Origin of the sequence: Kitasatospora sp. MMS16-BH015, from assembly GCF_002943525.1 — a bacterium.
Taxonomy (GTDB): Bacteria; Actinomycetota; Actinomycetes; order Streptomycetales; family Streptomycetaceae; genus Kitasatospora.
In genome coordinates this window covers 4630016-4646213 of sequence record NZ_CP025394.1, presented here as the reverse complement: position 1 = coordinate 4646213, position 16198 = coordinate 4630016, and the positions used below count along the sequence as shown (strand labels likewise).

Sequence of the window (16198 nt, the reverse complement as noted above, 5' to 3'; positions counted from 1 at the left end):
GGGCCGGCGCGCGTACATGAGCTGCGATGACGAAGCCCGAGTGCTCCTTGCGGATGACACCCGGGCCCCCGACCCCTAAGGGTCGCCGCCGCGCTGCTCGCCGCGCTACTGCAGCAGGTCGTCCTGATCCATCGTCACCTGCCGGAAGGCCTGCGCCGGGACGCCCTTCGGGTTGGTCAGCGCCACCAGCGCGTACACGTCGCCCACCCGCAGGTACGCGACCCGGCCGACCGGGTCCTGACCCGGCCCGGCGGTCTTCGCGGTGGCCCGCAGCGCCGAGGCGGTCATCGCGTTGAGCTGCACGAAGCCGTTGTCCACGTCCTTGAGACCGGGCAGCTCGATCGGGTCGTCCGAGGCCGCCTTCAGGTAGAACGCCCCGGCCTCGTCGCCCGAGCCGAACCGCAGCAGCCAGAGCTCGGCCCGGGTGCCGTCCGGCCCGGTCCAGACCCGCTCGGCCGCCGAGCGGCAGGCCGCCTCGGTGAGCAGCGCGGTGACCTGGGCCGGGTGCAGGTCGCGGGCCGCGTAATCGGTGCAGCCGACCTTGCCGACCAGCCCGTCGGCCGGCCGGGCGCCGGTGGGCGAGCCGGCCGGGGTGGTCGGGGCGCTCGGGGTGGCGGTGGGCTTGGGACTCGCGGTGGCACCGGCGCTCGGCGAGGCACCGGTCGGAGCGGGGTTGCCCGCGCCCCGGCCGGGCAGCACCACCGGGGTGGCGCCCTTGGGCATCGGCAGCAGCAACTGCCGCAGGTCCGCGTAGTGGTGGCCGGCCGAACCGGCCGACGTGAAGGCCGGGCGGCCCGGCGGCAGCGGCGGCAGGCTGAGCGGCGCGAAGGCGTACCGGCCGTCGTTCGGGGTGCGCAGGCCCGGCAGGTCGGTCCGCTCGGGGGCGGTCACCGCGAAGGCGGCACCGGCCCCGGTGAGCAGCAGCACCAGCGCGGCGGCGCCCCAGCGCAGCAGCCCCGGCCGCGCCCGGCGCGGCTCGGCCGCCAACAGGTCGGCGGCGGGAGCCTCTCCGGTGCCGCTCTCGCTCTCCTCGATCTCCTCGATGTCCCGCACGGGGTGCTCGGCGGCCTGCTGGGCGGGGTGCTGATCGGGGTGCTGGGCGGGGTGCTGATCGGGGTGCTGGGCGGGGTGCTGGTCGGTCATGCCTGTGCTCCTGGGCGGGCCAGCCGGTCGAGCTGCTGGGTGAAGAGGGTGACGGCCTTGCTCTTGGGCAGCGGGGCGACGCCCTCGACCCGCATCTCCACCCGCAGGTCGCCCTCGGCGGCCGAGCAGACCAGGCTGTCGATCGCGTCGCCCGGTGCGGCGTACGGCAGGTAGCAGTGCGCCTCGGCGTGCCCGGGCACGTCGGGGCCGGTGCGGAACAGGCCGGAGTCCGAGCCGAGCGCCTCGACGAAGGCGTTGTCCGCCTTGACCGCGTCCTGGTGGTACTGGAGCAGCCAGACCGTGACCACCAGGTCGTCCCCGGTGGAGGTGTAGCTGCGCACGCCCGCGCCCTTGAGCCGCAGCTCCTTCCAGTGGTCCCGCACGCCCTGCTGGAGCTTGGCGGGCAGGCCGAGCACCGAGTCCTCGACCCAGGACTTGCGCTGGTCCTCGGTCAGCTCGGTGTCGTTGCCGTACGCGCCAGCGTCCGGGCCCGGCAGGTAGCCGGCCGGCATCGGCGCGAGCAGGTCGCGGAGCGAACCGAAGTGCGTACCGTCCGACTTGGCACCGAAGGCCGGGGGCGCCGAGGCGCTCGGCGCCGGGGCGGGCGCCGCGGCGACCGATCCGCTCGGCTCCGGGTAGGCGACCTTGAGGATCCCCTCCCCGATGCCGACCCCGAGCAGCGCGGCGGCCAGCACGGCTGCCCCGGCCCGCAGCGCGAAGCCGCCGCGCCGGGCGGCCGGGGCGGTCGGAGCGGCTTGGGCGGCCTGCGCGGCCTGCACGGTCGGATCGGCTTGGGCTGCTGCCGGAGTCGCCTCGGCCGAGGCCACCGTCGCCTCGGCCGCCATCTCCTCGGCCGCTGCTGTCGTCGTCTCCTCGGTCATACCAACCGCTCCCACTGCCGCTTGGCGAGGTCCTTGAGCTCGTTCTCGTCCACCTGGTTCGGGGAGAAGACGTTGATCATCATGACCACGTCGCCCCGGTGGGCCACGGCGGTGCCCAGGTAGTACTTCTCGGTGCTCTCCGCGTACTGCTCCGGGGTGTTGGGCGCGGCGTAGTAGCCGCTGACCGTCCCGTCGATCGGGTGCGAGCCGCCCGGCGAGCCGAAGACCGCGTCCACCGCCTGGGCGGCGTGCCCGTCGGTGTACTGGATCAGCTCCACCGAGTACTTGACCTCGCCCTTCCGCCAGCTGACGATCGCGTCCCGGCGGAAGCCCTGGGTCAGCAGCGAGCTGAACTTCCGGTCGGCCCCGCCGTAGGTCATCGCCTTCTCGCCGACGCTGATCCAACCGCTCATGTCGCCGCGGCCGAAGTTGTCCCAGTCCTCGGCGTCACCGGGCTTGGCGATCAGCAGCTTCCGCAGGTCACCGTCGATGTTCAGCGGCTTGGGCGCAGCCTCGGCCGCCGCCTTGGCGTCCAGCACGGCGGTCGGGTGCGCGGGCAGCGCGACCTGCAGCGGCGGCAGCGGGGTGGCCGGACGGCCGGCCTGCACCGCATAGCCCACGCCGGCCCCGAGCAGCGGCCCGAGCAGCGCGGCGGCCACCAGCAGCCGCACCCACCCGACCGGCTTCCGGCCCGGCTGCGGCCGCTCCTCGGCTCCCGCCTGCTGCTCCGGCTGCGGCTGCCCCAGCTCGGGCTGTTCTGCCTCCGGCACGCGAACCTCCTCGGCCATCCGGCCCTCCTCAGCCACCGCTGGCCAGCCGATCCCGCTGACGCTTCATCGCGTCCACCAGCAGCGCCTTGTCCGGCGTGCCCTTCACCATCACCGTAACCTCGTACTCCACGTCGCCGACCGAGCTGACTCCGATCAACTCGCCTGTCCAGGCCTGCTGTTCGGGCGTCAGCTGGACGCCCTGGGCATCGCCGTCACCGTCGATCTCGAAGGAGTCGCCCTTCTTGAAGCTCATCCCCCGGGCGAACTCCTTCGCCATCTGGCGGGACTTGAAGCGAAGCAGCCGGGTGGTGACGTCCTGGCGGCCGTCGGCCGTGCGGTAGTGGCGGGTGGCCGCGTCGTCCTGGTAGCCGTAGGAGTCGAGCACCTGGCCCATCTGGTCGGCGTTGCCGAACTCGGCCGACACGTCCTTCTGGCTGAGGCTGAGCCCGTCGGCGGAGCCGTAGACCTCGGCGCCGTCGGGCAGCGGCAGCAGGAAGTAGCGCAGGTCGCCGCCGTGGGTGCTGCCGTCCACCGTGCCGTGCACGGTGGAGCTCGGCGCGGGCGCCGGGGCGGCCGACTGGGTCGGGGTCACCGCCGGGCTCGGGGTCGGGCCGGCACTGGGTGAAGAACTCACCGTCGGCGCAGCCGACTTGGCCGCAGCCACCGGCTTGCGTCCGGCCGGCCTGCCGACCGCCACCGTGACGGTCGCGCTCACCGCCGTCACGGCCAGCAGCCCGGCCACGGCCAGCGCCACCGCCGCCCTGCGCGGACGCGGCCGGACCGCGGCGGCCCGCGCCGCCCCACTCTCCGCGTCCTCGACCGGGCTCACGCCCTCTGGCACCGACACGCCACTCCCCCACCACGACCCGAGACCCTGCGCAACCGCGCCCCGGAATTATGGGAGCCCCGCCCCCTCCCCACCAACGCCTTTACCCAGACACTCCCCACGATGCCCAGCCAAACCGGGCACCTTCGTAATCGAACCGCAACGCCGCAGGCAGCGGGCTCCCCTACCCGCTGCCACCCGGTCGTCAGCCGTTCAGGAAGTAGCCGGCCAGGTCGGCGACCGCGTCCACCCGGCCCGTGTGGTTGTCGATGCTGAAGCCGCCGTAGTTGTCACCGGTGGTCACGGCGTTGGCGACGGTCTCGCCGGCGCCGAAGTTGAGGTTCGAGGTGGTGATCGGCGTGTAGGGCTGCCCCTCGTAGCCGCCCCGGACGGTCAGGAAGCTCGGCGCGGTCGGGTTGGTGGCGGTGACGTTCAGCACCGCGCCACGGGCGCCGTAGAACGGCACCCCGTACTCCCAGAGGTGGTAGGAGACCCCGATCCCGTGACCGCCGGGGATGGTGCCGAGCAGGCCGCCCGTGCCGTCGCGGGTGTCCAGGATCCGGACCGGGCCGGTCGGCACGAAGACCGAACCCTCACCCGAGTAGTAGCCGCTCACGTCGGCGACCAGGTCGGTGGTGCCGAAGGCGTTGTAGAGATCGATCTTCCCGTCCACCACCGGCACGGTGACCTGGTTCGGGACGGTCTGCCGGGTGGTGAAGTTGAGGTTCGAGGCGAGCGGGCGGGACGCGCCGTACGGGTACACCGTGACGTACCCGGCGGCCGTCGGGTTGGTCACCGTCACGTTCAGGATGACCGCGCTGACCCCGGTGGCGGGCACCGCGCCCCGGCCGGCCACCTGGAGCGCGACCGTGCCGCCCGGGCCCACCTTGCCCCGGGCCACGCCCGTCCCGTTCCGGGTGTCCAGCAGCCGGGCCGGATTGTCGAGACCGGTGAAGCGGCCACCCGAGTCGCCCGGGGTGTAGTAGCCGTTGACGTCGGCGACCAGGTCGGTGGTGCCGAAGGCGTTGTAGAGGTTGACCTTGCCGTCCACCACCGGCACGGTCACCTGGTTCGGGACGGTCTTCCCGGCGGTGAAGTTGAGGTTGGAGGCGGTCGGGCGCGCCTTGCCGTGCGGGTACACCGTGACGTAGCCAGGGGCCGTCGGGTTGGTCGCCGTCACGTTCAGCACCACCGCGCTGACCCCGGTCGCCGGCACCCCGCCCCGGCCGGCCACCTGGAGCGCGACCGTGCCGCCCGGGCCCACCTTGCCCCGGGCCACGCCCGTCCCGTTCCGGGTGTCCAACAGCCGGGCCGGGGTGAGCGGCTCGAACGTGCTCTTGGGCGCGAAGTCGACGCTGTGGCCGTTGCCGACGACCGAGAGCAGCACGTCACGCTGCCACTGCGGGGCACCGCCGTCGGTGGAGAGCTCCAGACCGGCCTTGAGGCCGAAGGACTTCAGCGCGGGGGCGACCGAGAAGTAGAGGTCGTAGTCCAGCCCCGGGGTGTAGCCGCCGCGCACGTCGTGCGCGGCGAGCTGCAGGGTGAGCGAGCCGTCGCCGTTCACCACCCAGCGGCCGTCCTCCGTGGAGGAGCCGACACCGCCGGCCGGCATGAAGTGGGCCTGGACGGAGATCATCCGGCTCAACTGCTCGGCCGTGTACCCGGTGGCCGCCACCGTCTGCGCGGAGACCGTCAGGCCCAACGTGAGGGCCTTGGCCCCCTCCGAGCCCACGTTGATCCCGACCCGGCAGGTCTGGGCGTCGTCCTCGCCTGCCTTCACCACCAGGGGCTGCGAACTCCAGTCGTACCAGTGCTCGCCTGCCCCCACCGGGCACTGGGCGCCCTGCACGCCCAGCACCGGCCCGACCGCGTGGGCCGCCTGCACCGGCAGCATCCCCGCGATCACCATCGCCGCCGCCCCGGCCAGCCCCGCCCGGTGAATCCTCTTCATGACCGTCTCCCCGTCCGTCTCCGCGCTCGAAAATCCGCACGGATCATATGCAGGCCGAGTGCGGGGTCAGCCGATCAGAGCCTGGGTGATGCGGTCGTGCTCGACCTTCACCGTCACCCGGGTGGGCCGGAGCTCCATGGTGATGGGGTAGCTGACCCCGTCGCGCCAGACGATCACGAAGTCGCGGTGCTCCGTCGCGGCCTGGGCCCGGCCCTGCTCCAGGGTCAGCCCGATGTACTGGCAGGACTCCCACCCTTTCATCAGCGGATCCGTCGACTTCCCGGTGCAGTTGACCTCCCCGCTCGGCCCCGGCGTCGGCCGGGCCGTCACCACCGGCGGCTTGGCGGCCACCGCCACCTCGCTCGGGCGGAGGGCCTGGACGGTGAGCACCGCCCCCGCCGCCAGGCAGCCGATCGCCAGGCCCGCCGCGCCGGCGCGGGCCAGTCGGCGGCGCCGGACGCTTCCGGTCAGCTGCTCCACGCCGAGCTCCAAGGGACCCGCCTCCTCCGCCGCTTCGCGCAGCAACTGTCCGACCACGTCCTGCTGTTCAGCCATTGCCGCCTCCCTGGAGTTGTCCGTCCGCCACCGGCTCGTCGAGGGTCAGCACCGCGCCGAGCCGGGCCACCGCCTCGCTCAGGTGGCGCTTGACCGTGCCCTCGCCGCACCCCAGCCGGGCCGCGACCTCCGCCACCGACAGGTCCTCGTAGAACCGGAGGACGGCGCAGGCCCGCTGCCGGGGCGAGAGCGTGCCGAGGGCGCTGACCACGTCCAGCCGCCGACCGCTCGCCCCGGCGAAGTCGCCCCCGCTGGTGGGCTCCGCCAGCCGGGGCAGCAGCCGGGCCCAGCGCGCCCGCCGGCGGTGCTGGTCGAGGTACCGGTTGAGCATGGCCCGCCGCACGTACGGCTCCGCCGACTCCACGGCCCATGTCCGGCGCGGCTTCGCGAACACCCGCACCAGCGCCTCCTGCACCAGGTCCTCGGCCTCCGCGCGGTCCCCGCAGAGCAGGTACCCGTACCGCTTCAGCGCGTCGCCCCTGCTCCGCAGCAGCTGCCCCGCGACTTCGTCCCAGTCCACCCCTCACCTCTCCCTCGTCACCCACCTCCACGAACAACCCCACCGTTTCGTTGTCCCCCACGCGCGGACGACCTCCGGGCGGCACTTCCAAAATACGGCAAAAAATCGCTCGCTAAATCGCCTCGAATGTCACTGAACAGATTTCAGCGAATCAATAAACTGTATGACTACGCGCGTTGCAAATGGCCACTAAACCATCCCTGACCAGGGAGAACGTAACTTCTGAGAATCCTCTGAAAGTTTCCCATTGACCGCCGATCATGCCCTCTGCTTTGCTTCAGGCCGCAGACGGCGGACCAGCCCCACTGGGTGATGTGCCATCACCTCCTGGTCGGCACGGAATTCCTTGCGGGGGATTCCGCGCACGCTTCCTCGCGCGGGCTCCCCGACCGCCCGTGCCCAGCCCGTCGGCACCTGTCCCAGGCAAGCGACCGCCCGTCGGGCCCACCGGTGCGCGGGTGGTCATTGAGAGAGGCTCCCTCACCCATGGGTGGTTCCCCCACGACTTCCCGCAAGCGGCTGGTGGCTTTCACCGGCATCGCTTCGCTGACCCTCGCGGCGGCCGGTCTGGCCAGCGTCGCGACCCCGGCGCTGGCCTCCACCGGCAACGCCCCGGCCGTCTCCGGCATGGCCCACCACCACGCCGCCACGGCGTCGGGCATCCACAACGAGTTCAACCCCTTCAGCCCGCAGATGACCGGCAGCAAGATTCCGGGCATGCAGCAGTACGCGGCCAAGAAGCGCGCCCAGATCGCGGCCCAGCCGCACGCGGCGGCCACCGGCCAGCAGACCCTCTCCTACGGCGGCGGTGTCGACGGCATCGGCGTCCAGAGCGGCCACTCCAAGGTCTACCTGGTCTTCTACGGGAACCAGTGGGGCACCCAGACCACCGACGCCAACGGCAACGCCAAGTTCTCAGGCGACTCGGCCGGTGCGGCGGGCGCCACCCAGCAGATGTTCAAGGGCATCGGCACCAACGGCGAGACCTGGTCGGCCGAGCTGACCCAGTGGTGCGACGGCGCCGGCGTGGCCACCGGTGCCACCAGCTGCCCCGCGAACGCCAACTTCATCCCGTACCAGGCCGGTGGCGTGCTCTCCGGTGTCTGGTACGACAACGCGGCCGCCTCGCCGGCCCAGGCCACCGGCCACCAGCTGGGTGTCGAGGCCGTCAACGCGGCCGCGCACTTCGGCAACACCACGGCGGCGTCCAACCGCGACGCGTACTACGTCATCCTGTCGCCCCACGGCACCAACCCGGACGACTACCAGAACCCGACCACGGGCTACTGCGCCTGGCACGACTGGAACGGCGACACCACCCTCACCGGCGGTGCGGCGTCCTCGCCCTACGGCGACCTCGCCTTCTCGAACCAGCCGTACAACATCGACCAGGGTGCGAACTGCGGCGTCGGCTTCGTCAACTCGCCCGGTACGCTGGATGGTTACACGATGACCCTCGGCCACGAGTGGCACGAGATGATGTCGGACCAGAACCCGGCGGGCGGCTGGACCAACCACGTCTCCGGCAGCTCGTACAACGGCCAGGAGAACTCCGACGAGTGCGCCTGGCTCAAGCCCGGCACCACCGGCGGCGCGGCCAACGTGAGCTTCGGCTCCTACGGCACCTTCGCCGAGCAGGCCAGCTGGTCGAACGACACCAACTCCTGCGCCATCTCGCACGCCATCCTGAACCACGGCAACGTCGTGACGGTGACCAACCCGGGCGCCCAGAGCACCACGGTCAACACCGCCGCCTCGCTCCAGGTCAGCGCCAGTGACTCGGCCTCCGGCCAGACCCTGACCTACTCGGCCACCGGCCTCCCGGCCGGCCTGTCGATCTCCTCGACCGGCCTGATCTCCGGCACCGTCACCACGGCCGGCACCTCCTCGGTGACCGTCACCGCGACCGACACCACCGGCGCCAAGGGCTCGACCACCTTCACCTGGACGGTCGGCTCCGTCGTCACCGGCGGTGTCACCAACGGCGGCTTCGAGACCGGCAGCCTGAGCAGCTGGACCGCGACCGGCACCGCCGCCGCGAGCTCCTCCGCCGCCCACACCGGCAGCTACGGCGCGCTCCTCGGCTCCGCCAACCCGACCACCACCTCCTCCGTCGCCCAGACCTTCACCGCCCCCACCGGCAGCTCCAAGGTCAGCTTCGGCTACAACGTCACCTGCAACGACACCGTGACGTACGACTGGGCGACCGCCACCCTCAAGGACAACACCGCCGGCACCACGGTGACCGTCCTGGCCAAGACCTGCACCCTGGGCGCCGGCTGGAAGACCGCCAGCGGCACCCTGACCCCGGGCCACAGCTACACGCTGACCCTGACCAACGTCGACGACAACTACGCCGGCGACGCCACCTACACCTACTTCGACGACGTGACCGTCTCCTGACGCTGACGCCGCACGTCTGACCGCACAGCACCGGGGTGGGCCTGATCCAGGCCCACCCCGGCCGCGTTCTCCGGACGAGGCGGCCGGCCCGCCGCATCGGCGAGGGATCCGAATCGCCCCCCGCTGCGTCCCATTCGCGCCGGCCCCCGAGACCGAGACCCTTGGAGCCCCCGTTGAAGACCACCCTGCCGCGCCGCGCCGCCGCCCTCGCCCTGCTCGCCGCCGCCACCCTGACCGCCTGCGGCTCGACCACCACCACACCCGCCCGCTCGGGCCCCACCGCCCCGGCCGCCTCCGTGCCGGGCGTCACCACCCCGAGCACGCCCGCGCAGCCCCTGGTGCTGGACGAGCACGCCAACGGCACCACCGTGCACCTGGCCGTCGACGCCACGCTCCACCTGGACCTGCACAGCACCTACTGGTCCCGCCCGGTCAGCTCGGCCCCGGCGCTGCTGGCCGCCGTCACCGTCGCGACGCCCGGCACCGACCTGCCGAACTGCCACCCGGGCTCCGGCTGCGGCACCGTGGTCGGCGGCTTCACCGCCAAGGCCCCCGGCACCGCGCAGATCACCGCCCACCGCACCAGCTGCGGCGAGGCCAAGCCCTGCGCCCCCGACCAGCAGACCTTCACCCTGACCGTCGACATCCCCTGAGGCCGGGTGCCCGCTGTCCTCCTGCGGCCCCACCGCCGACCGGTCCGTAAGGGAGGCCCTAGAGTGCGACGGTTGGTGAGCGCCTGACAAGGAGAGCGGTTATGGGCGACGGCTGGGGCGTTCCGGGCGGCACCTTCGGCGGCGGCGAGCCGGACTGGGCCGCGCTGGCGGAGGCGCACGAGCGCGAGGTGCGGAGGAAGAAGCGGGTGCGGATCGCCGCGATCGGCGGCGGGGCGGTGGCCCTGGCCGGAGCCGTGGCGCTGGCCGTGGTGGTCCAGGGCGCCGGCCACCCGGGCCCGGGCAAGGACGGGAGCACGGCGGCCCCGGCCGCCGCCCCGGCCGCGAGCGGCGCGGCCCCCTCCGCCTCGGCCTCCGCCTCGGCGGCCCCGCACGTCAGCGGCCTGCACCTGGGCAACGCCGTGCAGGTCGGCCAGCCGGCCGGGCACACCGGGCCGGCGCTGAGCGTGCACGCCGACCACGAGGGCTACGCCGAGGTGAAGAGCGCCGTGGTGGACACCGGCGACAGCTTCACCGTCTCGGCCGTGGTGCGCAACGACGCCGCCGAGAACACCCGGGCCGCCGTCTCCCAGGGCAGCGACGGCTTCTTCTCGCTCTACCTGGGGCGGGAGGACTCCGCCGTCACGGCGCCCGACAAGTGGGTGTTCAAGGTGCAGACCGCCGGCGCCACCGGCAAGACCAAGATGGCCTACTCGATCGCCCCGGCCGCCGTCGGCCGGTGGACGGCCCTGGCCGGTGTGTACGACGCCAAGGCCAAGACCATCGCGCTCTACGTGGACGGCGTCCTCACCCAGACCACCCCCGTCCCGGGCATCTTCACCACCGGCGGCCCGATCGAGATCGGCCGGGCCCGCTACAAGTCCCACTGGGTGGACTTCTGGGACGGCGCGATCGCCGAGGTCCGGATCTGGCCCCAGGCCCTGCCCGCCGACCAGATGGCCCACCTCGCCAAGGGCGAACCCACCACCCCCGCCGCCAAGTCCGGCTGGCTGACCCGGTGACGGGTAAGCGAGCCGCTTAGCCGCCGCCACGGCGGCTGCGCGCGGTGTTGCCCCAGGACTGACATCGTCGCGGACGTGCCCCACGGGGCCTCCGGCGTAGCGTCCCACTGAGCCTGTTCACCCGGTTGTTCGACCGGTCAGCCAGAGGGTCCTACTGCGGAGGTCACGTGTCAGCGTCGACGATTGAGTGGACGGAAGAATTCACTCGGGCCGTACAGCGCCTGATAGATGCCTCCGTCGACGACTACTACAACCCCTACCGCACCTTCGAGTGGCCGGAGTCGGTCGAGCCCGCCGACCTGTGGATGAGCCGTGACCTGCTCTCCGTGCACGGCACCGCCATGGAGCGGGAGCTGACGCCGGAGCAGCTGCTGGAGCTCTCCCGCTGGGAGAGCGTCAACCTCTACAGCATGATCGCGCACGGCATCCGCGAGCTGCTGATCGAGGTGATGCGCCGGATCCACACGCCGGGCTACGAGATCCCGACGCCGTACTTCCACCACTTCATCGGCGAAGAGAACGAACACATGTGGTTCTTCGCCGAGTTCTGCCTGCGCTACGCCGGCCGGATCTACCCGGACCGCCGGATGGTCTTCCCGGCGGCGGAGCGCTCGCCGGAGATGAACAACTTCATCGTCTTCAGCCAGATCCTCATCTTCGAGATGATCGGCGACCACTACAACGCCCGGATGGCCTCGGACGAGAGCCTCCCCGAGACGGTGCGCGCGGTCAACCGGATCCACCACCGCGACGAGTCCCGGCACATCGCCTTCGGCGGCCAGCTGGTCTCGGCGCTGCTCGACGAGGTGCGCCGCAAGCACACCGCCGAGGAGGTCGAGGAGGTCGCGCAGTACCTGCGCGGCTACATCGACCTGATCATGCAGATGCTCTGCAGCCGGGACGCCTACGCGGACGCCGGCATCCCCGAGCCCGGCCGCTTCCGGGCCGCCGTGATGGCCGACCCGGCGCGGGCCGAGGCCACGGCCCGGATCACCCGGCGCACCGTCAACTTCTACCGCCGCATCGGCCTGTTCGCCTGACGCCTCCGCCCCCGACGGGAGATCCCATGCCGACGTTCCTCGCCCCTGGAATCACGGTCCTCGAATCCGACGAGGCCGCCCTCTTCGCGGCCGTCGAGGAGAGGTTCCAGCAGATCGCCACCACCCTCGGGGCCCGGCCGGTGGCCGGCCCGGCCCTGCTGCCCGTGGAGCAGCTGGCCCGCCTCGACTTCTTCCGCAACTTCCCGCACCTCGCCCTCCCGGTGGCCACCCTCACCGAGCCGGCCCGCGAGGAGCTGGCCCGGGGCGAGGCCGAGCTGCCCGCCGCCGAGCAGGGCCTGGTCTCCACCGGCACCTGCCTGCCCACCGCCACCTGCTACGGCCTGCTGCTGCACCTGCGCGAGCGCGCCCTTCAGGCCCCGGAGGTGGTGACCTCGATCGGCCGCTGCTTCCGGAACGAGGACCACTACGACGGCCTGCGCCGGCTCCGCTCCTTCCACATGCGGGAGGCCCTGTACGTCGGCAGCCGGGACGGCGTGCTGGAGCACCTGGCCCGCTCCACCGAGCTCGTGCTGGCGCTGGCCGAGGAGCTCGGGGTCAAGGTGAGCCACGAGCCGGCCACCGACCCGTTCTACCTCGGTGACGGCTCGCGGTCGCTGCTCAACCAGATGGACCCGGTGAAGTACGAGTTCGTCGCGGCCGACGGCACCGCCATCGCCTCGGTCAACCGGCACCGCAACTTCTTCGGGGAGCGCCTTGGCATCTCCTTCGAGGGCGAGTCCGCCTTCAGCGGCTGCCTGGCCTTCGGTGTGGAGCGCTGGGTCCACGTGCTGCTCCAGGCGCACGGCGACGCGCGCACCGCGCTCGCCGCGATCCACCAGTCCGCGGCGTAGCCGGCGGCTTCAGGAAGGTATGGACATGGACGAAATCATCAGCTGGATCCGGAGCAAGCACCCGGACCTGGAGACCGAGGTCGCCGGGGACACCGATCTGATCGAGTCGCGGCTCATCGCCTCGGTCTCGTTCCTCGAGTTCGTCGCGCTCCTGGAGGACCTCACCGGGGACCGGATCGACGTCGCGAACCTGAAGATCGACGACTTCCGCACCCTCGACCGGATCAACGAGAAGTTCCTCGCCCCGGCGGCTGCGGCCACCCCGGCGGTCTGACCCACGGAGCAGAGCCGCCCCGGAGCGTCACGGCCCGTCCGTGGCGCTCCGGCCGGCGCAGAGCGGAGCACGTCATGGCCGAGGTCTGGTACGTCGGTGTCGACCGGGTGCCCGAGTCGCTCGCCGGGCTGCTCGACGGGCCCGAGCGCAGCCGTCGGCAGCGGATCGCCCTCCCGGCGGACCGGCACCGCTTCCTCGCCGCCTGGGTGCTGACCCGCCTGGTGCTCGGCGAGCGGCTCGGCCTGAGCCCGGCCGAGCTGCGCTTCGACCGAGCCTGCGCGCACTGCGCGGACCCGGCGCACGGCAAGCCGGTGCTGGCCACGGCCGGCCCCCGGCCGGAGTTCTCGCTCTCGCACGTGGGCGGGCTCGCGGTGCTCGCCGTCGCGGACCACCCGGTCGGGGTGGACGTGGAGGACGCCACCGCCGCCCCGGCCCCGTCGGCCGCCGCGCTCTCCGGCCTCTGCGCCCGGGAGCTGGCCGAATGCCGCGACTACCCGGACTTCGCCCGGCGCTGGACCCGCAAGGAGGCCCTGCTCAAGACCGGCGGACAGGGCCTGGCCGTGCACCCCGGGCGGATCGAACTGGACGGCACGACCCCGCTCACCCTCCCCGCCGAACTCGGCCGTCCGGCGGAGTACACCCTCCGGGACCTGCCGCTGCCCGCCCCGTACGTGGGGGCGGTCGCGGTACGCGGCCCCCGGTCGCCGCTGGCCGTGCGCAGCGGCGAGAGCCTGGTCCGCGGCGCCCGGGCCGCGGCCGTGCACGCCCCGGGGCGGCCCACCGCCCCGGCACCAGCCAGCTGACCGTGCGGCCTCCGCCCGGGAGGCCGCGCCCGCGAGAATTGCGAGCCCCCATGCCGCCCACCGCCTCCGAAGCCGCGCAGGACGCCGACGCCCTGGAGCCCTCGGCAGCCCCCGCGGCCGAGCCCACCGAGCCCGCCGCCGAGCCGGCCGCCGAGCCCGCCGCCGTCAAGAACCCGTTCGCGGCGGCGATCCGCGACAAGGTCATGCGCGCCCCGCTGTTCTGGAGCGTGCTCGGCCGGCTCCCGCTCTACCTGATCTCGGTCTCCATGGTGGTCTTCTCCACCGGACGGGGGCTCAGCTACTTCCAGGCCGGCCTGATGCTCTCCGCCTACAGCATCGGCGCCGCCCTGCTGGCGCCGTTCGTGGCCCGGTTCGTCGACCGGTACGGGCAGCCGCCGGTGCTGCTGATCACCGGCCTGGTCAACCCGCTGGCGCTGATCGGCTTCGTGCTCGCCGACCCGAAGGCGCTGACCCTGCAGCTGGCCTGCGCGGTCGTGGCCGGCGCCGCGATCCCGCCGATCAGCGGCTGCATCCGCTCGCTCTGGAGCGCGCCGGGCAACACCGAGCGGGTCGGCCTCTCGCTGGAGGCGGTGCTCGGCGAGGCCTTCACCATCGGCGGGCCGCTGCTGCTCAGCCTGGTGCTGATCTGGGGCGACGCGGGCTCGGCCCTGGTGGTCGGCGGGGTGCTCACCGGCATCGGGGCGCTCGGCTTCGCCCTGACCCGGGCCTCCCGGGGCCGCAAGGTGGCCCCCGTCACCGGCAAGCGCGACCCGCTGGGCGCCCTCCGCTCCAGGCCGCTGGTCCGGCTACTGGTGCTGCTCTTCACCGCCGGGCTGGCCACCGGCGCCTACAACGTCGCGGTGCCCACCTTCGTCGAGACCCACGGCTCGGCCAACCAGATCGGCCTGGTCTTCGGGGTCTGGGGCGTCGGCGGCATCCTCGGCGGGCTCTGGTACGGCAGCCGCACCTTCCGCCAGCCCACCGAGACGGTCTTCGCCTGGGCCCTGCTGGCCCTCGGGGTGGCCTCCGCCCTGGTACTGGTGGCCTGGGACAACTGGTCGATGAGCGTGGCCCTGGTCGCCCTCGGCCTGCTGGAGGCCCCGGCGACAGCGCTCTCCTACGAGCTCATCTCCCGTACCGCGCGCGAGGGTTACGTCACCGAGGCGTACACCTGGGCGATCACGGTCACCGTCGGCGGCTCGGCGATCGGCTCCCAGCTCGGCGGCCTCGTGCTCGGTGCCTACGGCACCTGGGCCCCCTTCCTCGGCGTGGTGCTGGCCATGCTGGTGGTCGCGGCCCTGGCCTTCGGCTCCCGCCCGCTCTTCGTCGCCCCGGCGGCAGACGGCGATGCGGCCGACACCCCGGTGATCGAGGGAAGCTGAGGGGAACGGCGCGGGAACCGGGCTGTGCACAGTGGGGGTCATGCGTGCACACTCCGAGAGAAGCTCGCAGTTCAGATTGCTGCTGGTGATGCCGAGCCATCAACTGGTGCGCAAGGGAACCGAACTGGGTTTCCGGATCTGGTCGCTCTGGGATCCCGCGCTGCTCGACGAGGACTTCCGGCCGCTGCTCGAGGAGTTCTCCGAGGAGCTGCTGCTCGCCGACTTCGGTGACGAGGACGCGCTGCGCGCCCTGATCGCGCGGACGGCACGCACCCACGACCTGGACGTGGTGCTGCACTGCGGGCACGGCAGCTCGGTGCTGCCGGTCGCCCGGGAGGCCTGGCGGCTGGGGCTGACCCCGAACCCGCCGCAGGTGCACGAGCGGCTGCGCGGCTGCGAGGCGGTCGCGGCCCCCGCCGAGGCCCCCCGGGTCAGCGTGCAGACCCTGACGGTGGACGGCACCCACCACCTGATCGGCCTGACCGCCCAACGCACCACCGGGGCACCGGACTTCCACCTGACGGGCCATCTCCACCCGGCCCCGCTGCCCGAGCGGACGGCCCGACAGGTCACGGCGGCGGTCAAGCAGCTGCTGACCGCCAGCGGGTACCGGTCCGGGCCGGCCCACAGCCAGGTGGCCCTGCTGCCGCTGGGGCCCCGGGTGGTCTCCTGCCGGGCGCAGCCGGCCGGCGACCGCATCCCGCTGCTGATCGAGATCGCCCGCGGCTGCGACCCGGAGCGGGCGCTCTTCGCCGGGCTGCTCGGCAGCCGGCCGGTGGTGGGGCCGGCCGAGCGGTACGCGGAGGTCGGCTTCTTCCTGCTGCCCGAGGGCCGGTTGGAGACCTACACCGGCACCGAGGAGATCGCCGTCAGCCCGTGGGTGTGCGGCGCGCGCTTCCCGTACCGGGCCGGCGACCCGGTCGCCCCGGTCGGCGACCGGCGCTCCCACCGCGCCTACGTGGTGGTCGAGGGGGAGACTCCGGAGCTCACCCGGGCGCGCGTGGCCGAGGCCCGCCGGGACCTGATCGCGGAGGTCAGGCCGTCCGGGCCGTGACCGGAATCTGCCATTACGCAACCTGGTGTAGTCATTCATGGTGTTCTACTGTCGCGGTGAAGGGGGGCTCGGC

The 16198-nt window shown here is 72.9% G+C and carries 16 protein-coding genes; 9 read left to right on the top strand and 7 right to left on the bottom strand.

Annotated features, from left to right (window positions below):
• Positions 1–105: 105 nt before the first annotated feature.
• The 7 genes from CFP65_RS40015 to CFP65_RS20030 form a co-directional block, all read right to left on the bottom strand.
• Positions 106–1143, bottom strand: coding sequence for a hypothetical protein (locus CFP65_RS40015; RefSeq protein WP_174805554.1), 1038 nt, complete (start codon positions 1141–1143; stop codon positions 106–108).
• Positions 1140–2024: a hypothetical protein gene (locus CFP65_RS20055; RefSeq protein WP_104817467.1), complete on the bottom strand. Its 885-nt coding sequence runs from the start codon at positions 2022–2024 to the stop codon at positions 1140–1142. Before CFP65_RS20055 ends, CFP65_RS40015 begins: the two co-directional genes overlap by 4 nt.
• Positions 2021–2812 (bottom strand): hypothetical protein, encoded by a 792-nt coding sequence (locus CFP65_RS20050; protein WP_104817466.1) that lies wholly within the window; start codon positions 2810–2812, stop codon positions 2021–2023. Before CFP65_RS20050 ends, CFP65_RS20055 begins: the two co-directional genes overlap by 4 nt.
• 10 nt (positions 2813–2822) lie before the next feature.
• A complete protein-coding gene (locus tag CFP65_RS20045) occupies positions 2823–3641 on the bottom strand; it encodes a hypothetical protein (protein WP_158702268.1) in 819 nt (272 codons plus the stop codon).
• A gap of 184 nt (positions 3642–3825) precedes the next feature.
• A complete protein-coding gene (locus CFP65_RS20040; protein ID WP_104817464.1) occupies positions 3826–5571 on the bottom strand; it encodes a hypothetical protein in 1746 nt (581 codons plus the stop codon).
• A 66-nt stretch (positions 5572–5637) separates the two neighbouring features.
• The gene (locus CFP65_RS20035) at positions 5638–6126 is read right to left on the bottom strand and encodes a hypothetical protein (protein WP_104817463.1); all 489 of its coding nucleotides are present in this window, start codon (positions 6124–6126) and stop codon (positions 5638–5640) included.
• Positions 6119–6646 (bottom strand): RNA polymerase sigma factor, encoded by a 528-nt coding sequence (locus CFP65_RS20030; protein WP_104817462.1) that lies wholly within the window; start codon positions 6644–6646, stop codon positions 6119–6121. Before CFP65_RS20030 ends, CFP65_RS20035 begins: the two co-directional genes overlap by 8 nt.
• A gap of 486 nt (positions 6647–7132) precedes the next feature.
• Between CFP65_RS20030 and CFP65_RS20025 the strand changes: the two genes are divergently transcribed.
• From CFP65_RS20025 to CFP65_RS19985, 9 genes are all read left to right on the top strand, one after another.
• The gene (locus CFP65_RS20025) at positions 7133–9049 is read left to right on the top strand and encodes an Ig domain-containing protein (RefSeq protein ID WP_104817461.1); all 1917 of its coding nucleotides are present in this window, start codon (positions 7133–7135) and stop codon (positions 9047–9049) included.
• Between the two features lie 173 nt (positions 9050–9222).
• Complete coding sequence (locus CFP65_RS20020; RefSeq protein WP_104817460.1) at positions 9223–9702, top strand: hypothetical protein; 480 nt, start codon at positions 9223–9225, stop codon at positions 9700–9702.
• Between the two features lie 101 nt (positions 9703–9803).
• Entirely contained in the window at positions 9804–10721 is a 918-nt protein-coding gene (locus tag CFP65_RS20015; RefSeq protein ID WP_104817459.1) for a LamG domain-containing protein, read from the top strand.
• Between the two features lie 167 nt (positions 10722–10888).
• Positions 10889–11761, top strand: coding sequence for a diiron oxygenase (locus CFP65_RS20010; protein ID WP_104817458.1), 873 nt, complete (start codon positions 10889–10891; stop codon positions 11759–11761).
• Between the two features lie 26 nt (positions 11762–11787).
• Positions 11788–12612, top strand: coding sequence for an aminoacyl--tRNA ligase-related protein (locus CFP65_RS20005; protein WP_104817457.1), 825 nt, complete (start codon positions 11788–11790; stop codon positions 12610–12612).
• A 25-nt stretch (positions 12613–12637) separates the two neighbouring features.
• Positions 12638–12886 (top strand): acetyl xylan esterase, encoded by a 249-nt coding sequence (locus tag CFP65_RS20000; protein ID WP_104820998.1) that lies wholly within the window; start codon positions 12638–12640, stop codon positions 12884–12886.
• A 74-nt stretch (positions 12887–12960) separates the two neighbouring features.
• Positions 12961–13689: a 4'-phosphopantetheinyl transferase superfamily protein gene (locus tag CFP65_RS19995; protein WP_104817456.1), complete on the top strand. Its 729-nt coding sequence runs from the start codon at positions 12961–12963 to the stop codon at positions 13687–13689.
• Positions 13690–13739: 50 nt separating this feature from the next.
• Positions 13740–15071: an MFS transporter gene (locus tag CFP65_RS19990; RefSeq protein ID WP_104817455.1), complete on the top strand. Its 1332-nt coding sequence runs from the start codon at positions 13740–13742 to the stop codon at positions 15069–15071.
• 40 nt (positions 15072–15111) lie between these two features.
• Positions 15112–16125, top strand: coding sequence for a phosphoribosylglycinamide synthetase (locus CFP65_RS19985; protein ID WP_158702267.1), 1014 nt, complete (start codon positions 15112–15114; stop codon positions 16123–16125).
• Positions 16126–16198 lie beyond the last annotated feature (73 nt).